Genomic DNA, 14,525 nt, shown 5'->3' on the forward strand with positions numbered 1-14,525 from the left:
GTTAGGGATGTTGTTTTCTTCGTCTTCGTTTATCATTGATGATTAACTTAATGAAAATAGTATTATTTAGTTTTTTTCAACCACATCCAACTCCACCTTCAAATTGTTGATGATAAAATCTTGTCTATCCGGGGTATTTTTACCCATATAAAACTCCAGTAAGGTTTCGATTGAAGTGGCTTTGTCTAACATAACCGGATCTAAACGAATGTTTTCTCCAATAAAATGCTTGAACTCATCGGGTGATATTTCCCCCAATCCTTTGAATCGGGTGATTTCCGGTTTGGGTTTTAGTTTTTCAATAGCATTCACTCGTTCTTCTTCACTGTAACAGTAAATGGTTTCCTTTTTATTACGTACTCTGAATAATGGTGTTTGCAAGATATACAAATGCCCTTCCTTGATTAATTCCGGAAAGAATTGTAGGAAGAACGTTATTAACAACAACCGAATATGCATACCATCCACATCGGCGTCTGTAGCTATTACAATGTTGTTGTAACGTAAATTGTCATAATCTTCTTCGATATCTAAAGCGGCTTGCAAAAGGTTAAATTCTTCGTTTTCATACACAATTTTTTTGGTCATTCCGTAGGAATTGAGAGGCTTTCCACGCAAACTGAAAACGGCTTGTGTATTGACATCACGCGACTTGGTAATGGAACCCGAAGCCGAATCTCCCTCAGTAATAAATAGTGTACTCTCTAAACTTCTGGGATTTTTAGCATCGGTTAAATGAACGCGGCAATCGCGTAATTTTTTATTGTGTAAACTCGCTTTTTTGGCTCTTTCTTTGGCTAATTTCCGAATACCCGAAAGTTCTTTACGTTCCCGCTCGGCTTGCAATATCTTCTTCAACAAAGCCTCGGCTACTTCGGGGTTTTTGTGCAAATAATTATCGAGTTTGGTGGATATAAAATCGTTGATGAAAGTTCGCACCGTTGGGCCATTCGGACCAATATCCGTAGAACCTAATTTGGTTTTGGTTTGCGATTCAAATACCGGTTCTTCTACTTTAACTGAAACAGCAGAAACAATTGATTTTCTGATATCTGAAGCTTCAAAACCTTTGTTATAAAAATCACGAATTGTTTTTACAACCGATTCTCTGAAAGCATTTAAGTGTGTTCCTCCTTGCGTTGTATTTTGACCATTTACGAACGAATGATATTCTTCGGAATATTGCGATTTACTATGTGTAATAGCAATCTCTATATCATCACCTGAAAGATGTATAATCGGGTACACCATGTCTTCTTCATGAATGTTTTCTTCCAATAAATCTTTTAAGCCATAATCGGAGTAATATTTTTCACCGTTGTAATAAATTGTTAGTCCCGTATTGAGATAACAATAATTTTTGAGCATTTTAATGACATACTCGTTACGGTATTTATAATTTTTAAAAATAGTGTCATCTGCTACAAAACTAACTTTTGTTCCTCTTCGTTTCGTGGAATCTTGAACTTCTTCTTCCACAGTAAGATTACCGGCAGAAAATTCGGCAGCTTTTTGTTGATTATCACGTACTGATTCTACTCGAAAGTAATTAGACAAAGCATTAACAGCTTTGGTACCTACTCCATTTAAACCCACCGACTTTTTAAATGCTTTGGAATCGTATTTTCCTCCCGTATTCATTTTCGAAACCACATCCACAACCTTTCCTAATGGAATACCACGTCCGTAATCACGCACGGTAACCAATTTGTCTTTGATAGTAACTTCAATGGTTTTACCGGCCCCCATAACAAATTCGTCAATACAGTTATCGAGTACTTCTTTGAGTAATATGTAAATACCATCATCTGGTGAAGAACCATCACCTAACTTTCCAATATACATTCCGGGACGCATACGAATATGTTCTTTCCAATCGAGTGAACGGATATTGTCTTCGGTATATTGATTTTGTTCTGACATTGCTAAAAAAAGGATTTTTTGCTAATGTATAGGAAATGAGCCTAAAATAAAAGCACTCTAACTGTAAGTTATCGACAATTATCGTTAACAAATGTTGTTTTGAATAAAAAAATAAAATTTTATTGTTTATCAATAAATATTTTATATTTTTGAATAAATTTTAAAGCTTATTAAAAATGAATACAAAACCTTCTAAAACTATTTTAACTATCATGAATGTACTTTTCTGGATAGTATTTATCGGCTTGTGTGTAGAAACAGGAATCTTACTTTGTAGTTATTTTGCGAGTTTATTCATAGCCGAAACTGAAACCTTTAAATTGTATAAGCCAATTGATTTAAGACTATTATTTACAAAAGATATTGTTCAATATCATATTGTAATGATTTCATTTATTTTAATGAATGGCTTTAAAACGTTTATCGCTTATAAAGTAGTGAAATTGTTTACTGTTTTAAAGTTTGAACAACCTTTCACAACTGAAACTACAAAATTTGTTTTTGAAATTAGTTGTTGGGTTTTTGTAACAGGAATTTTTGGAGCAGTTATGAACGCTAATGTTCATTGGGTAAGCAAACGAATACAAGAAATAAACTTTGATTGGAACGTAAATGAAATTTTATTTTTTGCGGGTTTAATTTACATAATTGCTGTAATTATGCAAAGAGGAACCGAAATTCAGGATGAAAACGATTTAACAGTTTAGATTATGGCGATTATTGTAAACTTAGATGTAATGATGGCAAAACGAAAAATGTCGTTGAATGAACTTTCTGAAAAAGTGGGTTTAACCCTAGCTAATTTATCAATATTAAAAACCGGAAAAGCGAAAGCCATACGATTCAGTACGCTAGAAGCTATATGTGAAGTTTTGGAATGCCAACCCGGAGATATTTTGGAGTTTAGAGAAAATTAAAAAGTTAAAAAAATTAGTAAATAGCAAAAAACCGTCTCGTAGAACAAGACGGTTTTTTGAATTTTAAAAAATGATATTTTTTATGATTAAACATTAAATCTAAAATGCATTACATCACCATCTTTAACAATGTATTCTTTTCCTTCCACACGCAATTTTCCTGCTTCTTTTACTTTAGCTTCTGAGCCGTAATTCACATAATCATTGTAAGCAATTACTTCTGCACGAATAAAACCTCGTTCAAAATCTGTATGAATCACACCTGCAGCTTGTGGGGCAGTTGCCCCAATCGGAATAGTCCAAGCCCGAACTTCTTTTACTCCAGCCGTAAAATATGTTTGTTGTTTTAACAACTTGTAAGCAGCTCGTATCAAAACTGCTGATCCGGGTTCTGATAATCCCATATCATTCAAAAATAGTTGACGCTCCTCGTAGCTTTCCAATTCGGTAATATCCGCTTCTGCTCCTACAGAAAGTACAATCACTTCTGCTTGTTCATCTTTTACTAATTCGCGAACTTGGTCAACATATTTGTTTCCGTTTACTGCAGAAGCCTCGTCAACATTACATACATATAAAACAGGTTTAGAAGTAATTAACTGAAAACTTTCGAATAATTCTTCTTCGTCTTGGTTTTGAGGAATTACTGTGCGAGCAGATTTTGCTTGTAATAAGGCTTCCTTAATTCGGTTTAACAACGATTGTTCAACTTGAGCTTCTTTATTACCGGTTTTGGCTGCACGATTTACTTTTTCTAGTCTTTTTTCTACCGTTTCTAAGTCTTTTAACTGTAGTTCAATGTCGATAGTTTCTTTGTCTCGAATGGGATTTACGCTACCATCAACGTGCACAATGTTGTCATTATCAAAACATCGCAACACATGAATAATAGCGTTACATTCTCTGATGTTTCCTAAAAATTGATTTCCCAAACCTTCTCCTTTACTAGCTCCTTTTACCAATCCGGCAATGTCAACAATATCAACGGTTGCCATTTGAACCCGTTCCGGCTTGACCAATTCTTCCAAACGGGCAATTCGCGGATCAGGAACGTTAACCACTCCAATATTAGGCTCGATGGTACAGAACGGAAAGTTTGCACTTTGAGCTTTTGCATTTGACAAACAATTAAATAGCGTCGATTTACCAACATTGGGTAATCCTACAATTCCTGCTTTCATAGTATAGATTTTCGGTTTCTAGAATTAGTTACTGACTAGCAACCGTTATTAAATTAAAAAATTGGGTGCAAATATAAAGTTTAAAATTGAATAGTATTTTTTTAATACAAAAAACTCCTCTATTCAAGAGGAGTTTTATTATTCATTATGCAAAAAAGCTTGCCTATTTAATAGTGTTTCTTCACTTTCCACATGATTATCGTCCGGTACACAACAATCTACCGGACAAACCGCAGCACATTGGGGTTCTTCGTGAAAACCTTTGCATTCGGTACACTTTCCGGGAACAATATAATAAATATCGTCTGAAATTGGTGTTTGTGCCGCATCAGCGTCAATTTCTGTACCATCAGGCAAAATCACTTTACCACTTAATTTAGTTCCGTCTTTGTAACGCCAATCGTCTGCTCCTTCATAAATTGCCGTATTTGGACATTCAGGTTCGCAAGCTCCGCAGTTAATGCATTCGTCTGTTATAATGATAGCCATTTTTTTCTGTTTAAAAGTTCAATTGTTCAAAAGTTTAAACTTGTTCTCTTAAATCTAGTTTTAAACTTTCAACTATTGGCAATTGCCAACTTTCAATTTCTTATTTTTGTGCAAAAGTACAATCAAAACAAGTTATAAACAAGTATCAAATGTTACAAAAAACAAAAATTACAGCTTTTGTGGAATTGGGTAAATTTTTGGCTCAATTTTCTTCTTTAAAATCTCAAGCTCAAGAAACTGTACTTTTGAATGAGTATTTTTTCACTTCGTTTGAAAAACTATTGGATTTATCTCAATCGCACAATGGCTGGTTCACCAAAGAACAGGTTTGTTTTGCTGTAAATTCATGGTCAGAAGCATTGACTGATGAAAATTTATCAAAATGGCTTTCAAACTATGATTTTTCAAAAGTGCAACCTAAAACAATCGGAATAATTTTAGCCGGAAATATTCCGTTAGTCGGTTTTCATGATTTTATTTCTGTCTTGTTATCAGGCCATACAGCTTTAGTAAAAACATCATCCAATGATAAGCATTTGATAAAATTTTTGGCTGATTATCTAATTGCAGTTGATAAAAGTTTAGAAGAAAGAATCCAGTTTATAGATGGAAAATTAGAGAATTTTGATGCAGTAATTGCTACCGGAAGTAACAATACAGCACGTTACTTTGACTATTACTTTAGAAATGTACCCTCAATTATTAGAAAAAACAGAAATTCTGTTGCTATTTTAACAGGAAAAGAATCACAAAACGATTTAATGAATTTAGGTGAAGATATTTTCCGCTATTTTGGATTAGGTTGCAGAAATGTCTCTAAATTATTTGTCCCATCAGGATATAACTTTGATTCCTTTTTCAAGGCAATATACAACTATCAAGAAGTCATTCAGTATGAAAAATATGCTAATAATTATGATTATAATAAAGCTGTTTTTTTAATGAGCAATTATCAGTTATTGGATAATGGGTTTTTAATGATAAAAGAAGATAAACATTACTCCTCTCCTATTGCTGCTGTTTTTTACGAATATTACGATTCGATAGTGGATTTAAAAAAACGACTTACGGATGAGGAAGAACAAATTCAATGCATTGTTTCAAATGGATTGACCCAAAACAGTATTCCTTTTGGACAAACTCAAAAACCACAACTTTGGGATTATGCAGATAATGTAGACACGATGGAATTTTTATGTGCTTTATAAAATTCTTTTTAACTATAACGTTTTTGTTAATAATCTATTATAAATACCACTCTCAAAAAACAGACATTTCATGACGAATTTCAGAAATTTGCTGTTCTAAAAATAATTTTACTATTTCAGAAACAAAAGATTCTGAAATAAATTCAGAATAAAATGAAAAAACACAATTACAGTGCGGGTCCTTGTATTCTGCCTCAAGAGGTATTTGAAAAATCTGCTCAAGCCATTTTAAATTTTAATGATTCCGGTTTATCAATTTTAGAAATTTCACACCGTAGCAAAGATTTTGTTGCCGTGATGGATGAAGCAAGAGCGTTAGCATTAGAACTTTTAGGATTGGAAGGAAAAGGTTATCAGGCCTTATTTCTTCACGGAGGAGCAAGTTTAGAATTTTTAATGATTCCATTCAACTTAATGAAAGTGAATGGAAAAGCCGCTTATTTAGATACCGGAACATGGGCAAATGCTGCCATAAAAGAAGCTAAACTGTTTGGAGAAACAGTAATTGTTGCTTCGTCAAAAGCTGAAAATTACAACCATATTCCAACAAATTATGTTGTGCCATCAGATGCGAATTATTTCCATTGTACATCCAACAACACCATTTTTGGGACACAAATGAAAGAATTTCCAGACCTTGCAATACCTATGGTTTGTGATATGAGTTCTGATATTTTCTCACGCACATTAGATTTTTCAAAGTTTGATTTAATTTATGCCGGAGCTCAGAAAAATATGGGGCCAGCAGGAACAACTTTGGTCGTAGTGAAAGAAGAAATCTTAGGAAAATCAGGAAAAACCATTCCCTCTATTTTGGATTATAAACAGCATATCGACAAGGAAAGTATGTATAACACACCGGCCGTTTTTCCTGTTTATGCATCGCTATTAACCTTACAATGGTTGAAAAATTTAGGCGGAATTGCGGCCATTGAAAAGATAAATGAAACGAAAGCGAATTTATTGTACTCAGAAATCGACCGAAATCCATTATTCAAAGGAACTGCTGTTACTGAATTCAGAAGCAACATGAACGCAACGTTCTTATTGAATGATGAAGCCCACGCTCCTATTTTTGATAAACTTTGGAAAGATGCCGGAATTTCAGGATTACCTGGTCATCGTTCTGTTGGAGGATACAGAGCTTCAATGTATAATGCAATGCCTTTAGAAAGTGTGCAGGTTTTAGTTGAAGTAATGAAGGAATTAGAAAGTAAAAGTTAGAAAAAAATATAAACAAGTTCTTAGAATCTTAGTTACTCAGAAACAAAAATTATGAAAGTATTAGCCAATGACGGAATTTCTCCAAGTGGAATCACAGCACTAGAAAAAGGAGGGTTTGAAGTAATTACAACCAAAGTGGCCCAAGAGCAAGTGGCCAATTTTATAAACACAAACCAAGTAAGTGTCTTATTAGTACGTAGTGCAACTAAAGTAAGAAAAGATATCATCGATAATTGTCCGAGTCTAAAAATCATCGGTCGTGGTGGTGTTGGTATGGATAATATTGATGTTGCATATGCTCGTGAAAAAGGAATTCATGTTATCAACACACCGGCATCTTCATCAGAATCGGTTGCAGAATTGGTTTTTGCTCACTTATTTTCCGGTGTTCGTTTTTTATATGATGCCAATAGAAATATGCCTTTGGAGGGGGATACAAATTTTGACGGATTAAAAAAAGCATATGCCAACGGAATTGAATTACGTGGAAAAACAATAGGTATTATTGGCTTTGGAAGGATTGGGCAAGCGGTGGCAAAAATGGCTCTTGGTCTAGGCATGAAGGTAATTGCTTCAGATAAATATGTTGGAGAAGCAGTTATTCGGGTTGATTTCTATAATGGTCAATTTATTAATGTAGATATTGTAACCGAACCTATAGAGGATTTATTAAAACATTCGGATTTTATTACTTTACATGTTCCTGCTCAAGATGGTTATGTAATTGGTCGAGAAGAATTAGAAATCATGAAAGACAATGTTGGCATTGTAAATGCTGCCCGTGGTGGTGTTATTGATGAAGTTGCTTTAATAGAGGCCTTAGACGAAGGAAAAGTATTATTTGCCGGATTAGATGTTTTTGAAAACGAACCTACTCCAGAAATCAAAATATTAATGCATCCTAATATTTCACTTACCCCTCATATCGGTGCTGCAACATTAGAAGCACAAGACCGAATTGGAACCGAATTAGCAGAACAAATTATCAGTTTACTAAAAACAGAAAAATAACACTGTTCATATACAAGTTTTTATATAATTGCTTAACTTCGTATAGAAAATTTTAAAAGCCTATACTATGTTAGATCAATTAACACAATTAGTACAACAATTCGGAAATGAAGCTGTTGTGCATAACAATGCAGTTCCCAATCAATTGAACGACAGTGTCATGAAAGAAACTGAAAACTCATTACTTTCAGGATTACAAAAAATGGCAACTGATGGAAAAATAGATCAATTAGCCGGACTTTTCCAAGGGAATAATGCCGGTTCTACCACAAATCCGGTAGTCAAACAATTAATCGAGCAAGTATCCGGCAATTTGAATCAAAAAGTCGGCTTAGACAGTAATGCAGCCAATGGTGTTGCTACAAACATGATTCCGCAAATACTTGGTTCATTAATAGGGAGAGCTAAAGACCCCAACGTCAAAGGATTTGAAGTTAGTGATTTAGTAAATGCAATATCAGGCGGTTCAGGTAATTCAAATTTAATGGATATGATTACCAAATATGGTGGTCAGTTTGGCTTAGATCAAAATAATGATGGAAAAGTTGATATGCAAGATGCAATTGCAGCAGCTACAAAAAAGGGAGGTATCGGTGGAATGCTTGGAAAATTATTCGGTAAATAAAGATTTTATAAGATTGTTTAGAAACCACTCTTGCGGAGTGGTTTTTTTGTTAAAAATACTTAATTAAATGGCTTAATCATTCATTTTTTGTACTTTTATGATATGAAAAATGTAGTTTTTGTATTCTTATTATGCTACTTAATTTATGCCTGTTCAGGTAATAAATCAACTGCTGTTTCAGACAAAAACGAAATAGCATCAATGGCTTCAGATACCGTTAGAATTGCAAATGATGAGTTGGAATACGAAATCATCATCATTGAACCTGGTTTTAATTTCTGGTTAGCCAGTAGAGCCATGCCTAGAAATTATTATTCTCAAAACTATCTTGAAACACGCAACCAATTTTGGGTTGCCGAATACAACAATCGTGTTTTGCAACCCATGCGGTATAATCCTAATTTGTATCAAATGCAAATTGATTATCGTCGTGGGATTGATTATGGATACGAAGTAAATTATTTGCTTTTTAATTATTTAGTTTATTTTCAACAAACCTATAAACAACAATTAGGCGGATTTTCTGCCAGAATTTAATTAACTTTTATGTTGCAAAAATTTTTCTATATCATTATTTCTTTCCTATTAGGAATAATTTTGGTGATAATTGGTTCTTATTTTAAAATCACACACTACTCCAATGCTAATTTATTTTTGCTGTTAGGAATGCTTTTTAAATCTTTAGCCTTAATTTTGTTACTTATTAAAACCATCAAACAATCAAAAAAAGAAAAGCTGAACTAATTTCTTATTTCTGAATGTCTCTTCTTGTCTTATGAAAAAATTAAAATCCCGTTGGGGTGTTAAGTCTAACTTTCAACTTAGTATTATTTTTATTGTTTTTGCAATAACCGGTTCTGTTTCTGCATATTTATCAAAACCATTTACGAATTATATTGGTTTAACGAATGAAAACCTCGGATGGTTGTATTTGCCGATCCGTTTAATTGCCATTTTTCCTATCTATCAAGTTTTATTGGTTCTATTTGGATTTCTTTTCGGGCAATTTGCATTTTTTTGGACTTTTGAAAAGAAAATGCTTCGCAGTATGAAGTTAGGATGTATCGCCAATTGGTTTGAAAAAAATTTGACAAAAAAATAAAAACTGCATGGATTAAATTGCAGTTTTTATGATTTTTATTTCTTTTTTATCAGATAAGTATAAATCCAGGTAATGGTAAAAGTAGGGATAAAATCAATTCCGGGTAGCAATTCTTCAACAAAAACTATAAATCCGCCTACTGTTCCAACAGTTCCTTTGTACATTCGCATTAATAGTAATCCGGCTATTGGTGCCCAAATGACATCAGATATTGTTCCTAAAAACGGAACTAAATACGATAACATACCAATACCATCAAACAGAATACTCAATAATAAATCCCTGGTTTTTGTATCTTTAATTGTCTGAACTTCAACTTCTTTTGTCATTAAAAACTTTTTTAAATTGTACTTATATAAAGACAAAAGTAATGCCAAAAGTTATTTTTCTTTTTTTATTAAGTTAAAAAAGTCATTTCTGCTTTCTTTTTCTGTAAAGATTCCACCATATTGAATTGTCGAAGTATAACTTGAACTGTCTTTAATTCCTCGACTAGACACACACAAATGTTCTGCTTCGACCACTACAATAACATCTTCTGTATTTAAAACTGTTTTAAGTTCGTTAAAAATTTGCATAATCATACGCTCCTGTACTTGCGGACGACGTGCAAAATAATCTACAATTCGATTTAATTTAGACAAACCAATCACTTTTCCATTTGAGACATAACCAATGTGTACTTTTCCAATAATAGGTAAAAAATGATGTTCACATGTAGAATTAAAACTAATATTAGCCTCAACCAACATTTTGTCATAATGATAACTGTTTTCAAAAACAGAAATTTTGGGTTTATTCGCCGGATTTAATCCACTAAAAATTTCTTGAATAAACATTTTAGCTACCCGATGTGGTGTTCCACGTAAACTGTCATCGGTCATATCCAATCCCATTTCTTCCATGATAATATGGAAATGTTTTTCTATCGTGGCCATTTTCTCGTTGTCAGACTTTTCAAATGCATCAGGTCGTAATGGTGTCTCAGCGGAAGTCATCTGATGTTCGTCTCCCAAAAGTTCAAATATTTCTTTTTCAATTTGATTGTTCATAGCGTCGTTTTTTAAATTACATCAAGGCTTTTGTAAAGCTGTTCGGTGTTAAAACTTTTAGGTGATTAATTCTTTAATTTATCTTTAAAAATCTTTTTCAATTTTTCTATTTTGGGCGTAATTACATAACTGCAATACGATTGAGTTCTGTTTAAGTTATAATAATTTTGGTGATAATCTTCTGCTTCATAAAAAACGGAAGCTGCGGAAACTCTTGTCACAATTGGATTTTTAAATGTTTTTTCATCAGTCATTAACTTAATATAAGCTTCTGTTAATTGTTTTTGATCATCATTATAATAAAATACTTCACTGCGGTATTGTGTTCCCACGTCATTACCTTGGCGATTTAGTGTAGTTGGATCATGTGTGGCAAAGAAAATTTCCAACAATTCACCATAGGAAACTACCTTGGGATCAAATGTAATTTGAATGGCTTCGGCATGACCTGTCATTCCTGTCCCGATTTCTCTGTAAGTTGGATTTTTAGTTGTGCCGCCAATATAACCGGACACGACTTTTTTTACACCTTCAATTTCTAAAAAAACTGCCTCTATACACCAAAAGCATCCACCGGCAAAAGTGGCTAATTCTAAACCGTTTGCTATGTTCATTTTAATAGGTTGTTTATTTTCTAAGAAAAGATTTTTACTTTCTTGTGATTGACAAGAAAATAGTAAGAAAGCAAAAATAAAGGATATAGTATTTTTCATATTTAATTTTGTTTAACAAATATACAATAAAATTAAACAATATTAGTTCTTTAACTTAATTTTATTATTTACACCATAAATAATAGAAATGATTCTGTTTAAAATAATGATAATCTTTGTTACTTTGTAAAAATTGTTTTTCATGATATTAGCAAAAAGAATTCATAAATATTTTGATCAATTACATGTTTTAAAAGGAGTTGATCTTGCCATAAAAAAAGGTGAAGTAATTGCAATTGTGGGAGTTTCTGGAGCTGGAAAAACAACATTACTTCAAATTTTAGGCACATTGGAAAAACCAACTGCAGAAATTGGAACTGAATTGATAATTGATGGGGAGAACGTGTTGAATATGAATGACAAACAATTATCTAAATTCAGAAACTTAAAACTTGGATTTATCTTTCAATTTCATCAATTATTACCTGAGTTTACTGCTTTAGAAAATGTTTGTATACCTGCCTTCATTGCCGGAAAACCCAAACAAGAAGCAGAGGAAGAAGCGAAAAAACTACTCCTGTTTTTAGGTTTGTCTCATCGTATGGATCATAAACCCGGAGAACTATCTGGTGGCGAACAACAACGTGTAGCTGTTGCCCGAGCTTTAATTAATAAACCGGCTGTTATTTTTGCAGACGAACCGTCGGGTAATTTAGACACAGGTTCTGCAGAAAATTTACATGAATTATTTTTTAAACTGAGAGATGAGTTTGGACAGACGTTTGTAATAGTTACGCATAACGAAATGCTAGCCAATATGGCAGATAGAAAGTTAGTTATGAAAGATGGTTTGTTTGATCATAATACTGGGTGGATTGATTTTTCTACCTTAACCAATCCAACTGATTAATGAACCAAAATGAATTAAAAGAATTTCTTGACGAAAAAGTTCAATTATACAATCATCCTAAGTTCATAGAAAGTGACCCTATCCAGATTCCTCATCTTTACTCCTTAAAAGAAGATATAGAAATTGCCGGGTTTTTAACAGCAACCATTTCGTGGGGAAATCGTAAAATGATTATTAATAACAGTCAGAAATTAATGTCTAAATTAGGGAATTCACCCTATGATTTTGTTATGAATCATAATAAAAATGATTTAGAAAAAGTAAGTGATTTTGTTCATCGAACATTTAATGGAAACGATTGTATTTCTTTTATAAAAGGATTAAAAAATATTTACCAAAATCACAATGGGTTAGAAACTGTTTTCAGCAAAGACATTAAAATAAATACGCTTCAACAAAACATCACTAATTTCAAAACTGTCTTTTTTGAAATTGATCACGATTACCGTACCCAAAAACATATTTCTGACCCAATGAATAATTCAGCTGCGAAACGTATCAACATGTTTCTTCGTTGGATGGTTAGAAATGATAGTGCAGGCGTAGATTTAGGAATTTGGAAAACAATATCTCCGGCAAAACTTTCCTGTCCTCTAGATGTGCATTCCGGAAATGTAGCACGAAAGTTAGGGCTGCTAAACCGTAAACAAAATGATGCAAAAGCACTTATTGAGTTAGATTCAAATTTACGGATTATGGATAAAAACGACCCTGTAAAATATGACTTTGCTCTATTCGGATTAGGTGTTTTTGAAGGATTTTAACATCAAGCTACCTTTGAGTTAAATTCCGTACCTTTGCTCAAAATAAGTTTTATGTCTACTTTTCTGGAATTTGATTTACCTAAATCATTGCAAAAAGCGATAGATGATTTAGGCTTCACAACCCCTACTCCTATTCAAATTAAATCTATGCCGGTTATTTTATCAGGACGTGATGTAATGGGCATTGCTCAAACCGGAACCGGTAAAACATTAGCTTATTTATTACCTATTTTAAAACATTGGAAATTCAAAAACTCGCACACTCCCCGCGTGTTGATTTTAGTCCCTACCCGAGAATTAGTTGTACAAGTAGCCGAAGAGGTAATCAAATTAACGAACTATATGTCTGTTAGAACACTAGGAGTATATGGTGGAGTAAATATTAACACCCAAAAAACAGCTGTTTATGAAGGGGTAGATATTTTAGTCGGAACACCCGGTCGCGTAATGGATTTAGCCTTAGACAATGTTGTTCGTTTTGATGAAATACAAAAATTAGTCATTGATGAATTTGACGAAATGCTTAACTTAGGTTTTCGATTTCAAGTTACCTCTATTTTATCAATGTTGAAAGCAAAAAGACAAAACATTTTATTTTCTGCTACCATGACAGATGAAGTAGATGAAATGATTGAGGAATATTTTGATTTCCCTGAGGAAGTTTCATTAGCCCCCTCCGGAACACCGTTGGAAAAAATTACACAAGTTGGTTACAAAGTTCCCAATTTTCTAACTAAATTAAATTTATTGAAGGCATTATTGCAATCCGATGAAAGTATGTCACGGTTATTGATTTTCATCAACAATAAAAAAACAGCCGATTTAGTTTCTGAAGCTTTAGAAGAAGAATTTACGGGACAATTCGGATTAATTCATTCGAATAAATCGCAAAATTACCGTTTGAATACGATGACTGCTTTTCAAGCCGGGGAATTAAGAGGAATTGTTACAACTGATGTTATGGCACGTGGTTTGGATATTTCTGATATTACTCACGTTGTTAATATGGAATTTCCGGAAGTTCCAGAACAATACATTCATCGAATTGGTCGAACCGGCCGTGCGGATAAAAATGGTATAGCCGTTAGTTTTATTAGTCCAAGAGAAGAAGAAATTCAAATTGAGTCCGAAATTTTAATGGAAAAAGAAATTGATCTTTTACCGCTTCCTAACATTGAAATTGAAGAAAAGTTGTTGGAATTTGAAAAGGAAAAGAAAAAAATAAAAATGCTTCTGAAACGTCCAAAGAAAGAAGGTGGCGAAGCATTTCATGAGAAAAAAGACAAGAACAAAAAAGTAAACTTAGGTGGACCAGGAAAACGAAATCCTCGTAAGACAGAATCTAGAAACCGCGGTATTGAACGAAAAAGAGATGAAAAAAGAAAGAAAAAATAATTTTTAACCATCGTTTTTGAGCTTGTGGTTAGCATTTTAGATTTGTGTCGTTAAAATATAAAAGTTATCTT

General features: G+C 33.1%; 18 protein-coding genes. 12 read left to right on the top strand and 6 right to left on the bottom strand.

What is annotated here, in order from left to right; genetic code table 11:
* Positions 1 to 66 precede the first annotated feature (66 nt).
* Positions 67 to 1,923, bottom strand: coding sequence for a DNA topoisomerase IV subunit B (locus R2782_RS00835; protein ID WP_371266161.1), 1,857 nt, complete (start codon positions 1,921 to 1,923; stop codon positions 67 to 69).
* Between the two features lie 176 nt (positions 1,924 to 2,099).
* Between R2782_RS00835 and R2782_RS00840 the strand changes: the two genes are divergently transcribed.
* Positions 2,100 to 2,630 (top strand): DUF2975 domain-containing protein, encoded by a 531-nt coding sequence (locus R2782_RS00840; RefSeq protein WP_371266162.1) that lies wholly within the window; start codon positions 2,100 to 2,102, stop codon positions 2,628 to 2,630.
* 3 nt (positions 2,631 to 2,633) lie between these two features.
* Positions 2,634 to 2,840 (top strand): helix-turn-helix domain-containing protein, encoded by a 207-nt coding sequence (locus R2782_RS00845; RefSeq protein WP_371266163.1) that lies wholly within the window; start codon positions 2,634 to 2,636, stop codon positions 2,838 to 2,840.
* An 86-nt stretch (positions 2,841 to 2,926) separates the two neighbouring features.
* Here R2782_RS00845 and ychF read toward each other — a convergent pair whose 3' ends face one another.
* Both ychF and R2782_RS00855 read right to left on the bottom strand, forming a co-directional pair.
* Positions 2,927 to 4,021, bottom strand: a complete 1,095-nt coding sequence (ychF, locus tag R2782_RS00850) for a redox-regulated ATPase YchF (protein ID WP_371266164.1) — start codon at positions 4,019 to 4,021, stop codon at positions 2,927 to 2,929.
* 138 nt (positions 4,022 to 4,159) lie between these two features.
* Positions 4,160 to 4,510: a 4Fe-4S dicluster domain-containing protein gene (locus tag R2782_RS00855; protein WP_371266165.1), complete on the bottom strand. Its 351-nt coding sequence runs from the start codon at positions 4,508 to 4,510 to the stop codon at positions 4,160 to 4,162.
* A gap of 149 nt (positions 4,511 to 4,659) precedes the next feature.
* Between R2782_RS00855 and R2782_RS00860 the strand changes: the two genes are divergently transcribed.
* The 7 genes from R2782_RS00860 to R2782_RS00890 all read left to right on the top strand — a co-directional run bounded on the left by R2782_RS00860 (position 4,660) and on the right by R2782_RS00890 (position 9,680).
* Complete coding sequence (locus R2782_RS00860; RefSeq protein WP_371266166.1) at positions 4,660 to 5,718, top strand: acyl-CoA reductase; 1,059 nt, start codon at positions 4,660 to 4,662, stop codon at positions 5,716 to 5,718.
* A gap of 153 nt (positions 5,719 to 5,871) precedes the next feature.
* Entirely contained in the window at positions 5,872 to 6,942 is a 1,071-nt protein-coding gene (serC, locus tag R2782_RS00865; RefSeq protein WP_371266167.1) for a 3-phosphoserine/phosphohydroxythreonine transaminase, read from the top strand.
* Between the two features lie 51 nt (positions 6,943 to 6,993).
* Positions 6,994 to 7,953 (top strand): D-2-hydroxyacid dehydrogenase, encoded by a 960-nt coding sequence (locus R2782_RS00870; RefSeq protein ID WP_371266168.1) that lies wholly within the window; start codon positions 6,994 to 6,996, stop codon positions 7,951 to 7,953.
* 67 nt (positions 7,954 to 8,020) lie between these two features.
* Positions 8,021 to 8,578 (top strand): hypothetical protein, encoded by a 558-nt coding sequence (locus R2782_RS00875; RefSeq protein WP_371266169.1) that lies wholly within the window; start codon positions 8,021 to 8,023, stop codon positions 8,576 to 8,578.
* Between the two features lie 102 nt (positions 8,579 to 8,680).
* Positions 8,681 to 9,115, top strand: coding sequence for a DUF6146 family protein (locus R2782_RS00880; RefSeq protein WP_371266170.1), 435 nt, complete (start codon positions 8,681 to 8,683; stop codon positions 9,113 to 9,115).
* A gap of 9 nt (positions 9,116 to 9,124) precedes the next feature.
* A complete protein-coding gene (locus R2782_RS00885; protein WP_371266171.1) occupies positions 9,125 to 9,322 on the top strand; it encodes a hypothetical protein in 198 nt (65 codons plus the stop codon).
* A gap of 31 nt (positions 9,323 to 9,353) precedes the next feature.
* On the top strand, positions 9,354 to 9,680 hold the full coding sequence (locus tag R2782_RS00890) for a DUF6787 family protein (RefSeq protein WP_371266172.1): 327 nt from the start codon (positions 9,354 to 9,356) through the stop codon (positions 9,678 to 9,680).
* Positions 9,681 to 9,715: 35 nt separating this feature from the next.
* Here the strand turns inward: R2782_RS00890 and R2782_RS00895 are convergent, their stop codons facing one another.
* The 3 genes from R2782_RS00895 to msrA form a co-directional block, all read right to left on the bottom strand.
* Positions 9,716 to 10,009, bottom strand: a complete 294-nt coding sequence (locus R2782_RS00895) for a hypothetical protein (protein WP_371266173.1) — start codon at positions 10,007 to 10,009, stop codon at positions 9,716 to 9,718.
* A 51-nt stretch (positions 10,010 to 10,060) separates the two neighbouring features.
* Complete coding sequence (folE, locus tag R2782_RS00900; protein ID WP_371266174.1) at positions 10,061 to 10,732, bottom strand: GTP cyclohydrolase I FolE; 672 nt, start codon at positions 10,730 to 10,732, stop codon at positions 10,061 to 10,063.
* 65 nt (positions 10,733 to 10,797) lie between these two features.
* Positions 10,798 to 11,445, bottom strand: a complete 648-nt coding sequence (gene msrA, locus R2782_RS00905; protein WP_371266175.1) for a peptide-methionine (S)-S-oxide reductase MsrA — start codon at positions 11,443 to 11,445, stop codon at positions 10,798 to 10,800.
* A 142-nt stretch (positions 11,446 to 11,587) separates the two neighbouring features.
* Between msrA and R2782_RS00910 the strand changes: the two genes are divergently transcribed.
* The 3 genes from R2782_RS00910 to R2782_RS00920 are packed head-to-tail and all read left to right on the top strand — an operon-like array spanning position 11,588 to position 14,454.
* Positions 11,588 to 12,295, top strand: a complete 708-nt coding sequence (locus tag R2782_RS00910) for an ABC transporter ATP-binding protein (protein WP_371266176.1) — start codon at positions 11,588 to 11,590, stop codon at positions 12,293 to 12,295.
* Positions 12,295 to 13,059, top strand: coding sequence for a TIGR02757 family protein (locus R2782_RS00915; RefSeq protein WP_371266177.1), 765 nt, complete (start codon positions 12,295 to 12,297; stop codon positions 13,057 to 13,059). Before R2782_RS00910 ends, R2782_RS00915 begins: the two co-directional genes overlap by 1 nt.
* A 51-nt stretch (positions 13,060 to 13,110) precedes the next feature.
* Positions 13,111 to 14,454 (top strand): DEAD/DEAH box helicase, encoded by a 1,344-nt coding sequence (locus tag R2782_RS00920; protein ID WP_371266178.1) that lies wholly within the window; start codon positions 13,111 to 13,113, stop codon positions 14,452 to 14,454.
* The last annotated feature ends 71 nt before the right edge of the window (positions 14,455 to 14,525 follow it).

The organism is Flavobacterium sp. (assembly GCF_041392085.1).
Lineage (GTDB): Bacteria > Bacteroidota > Bacteroidia > Flavobacteriales > Flavobacteriaceae > Flavobacterium.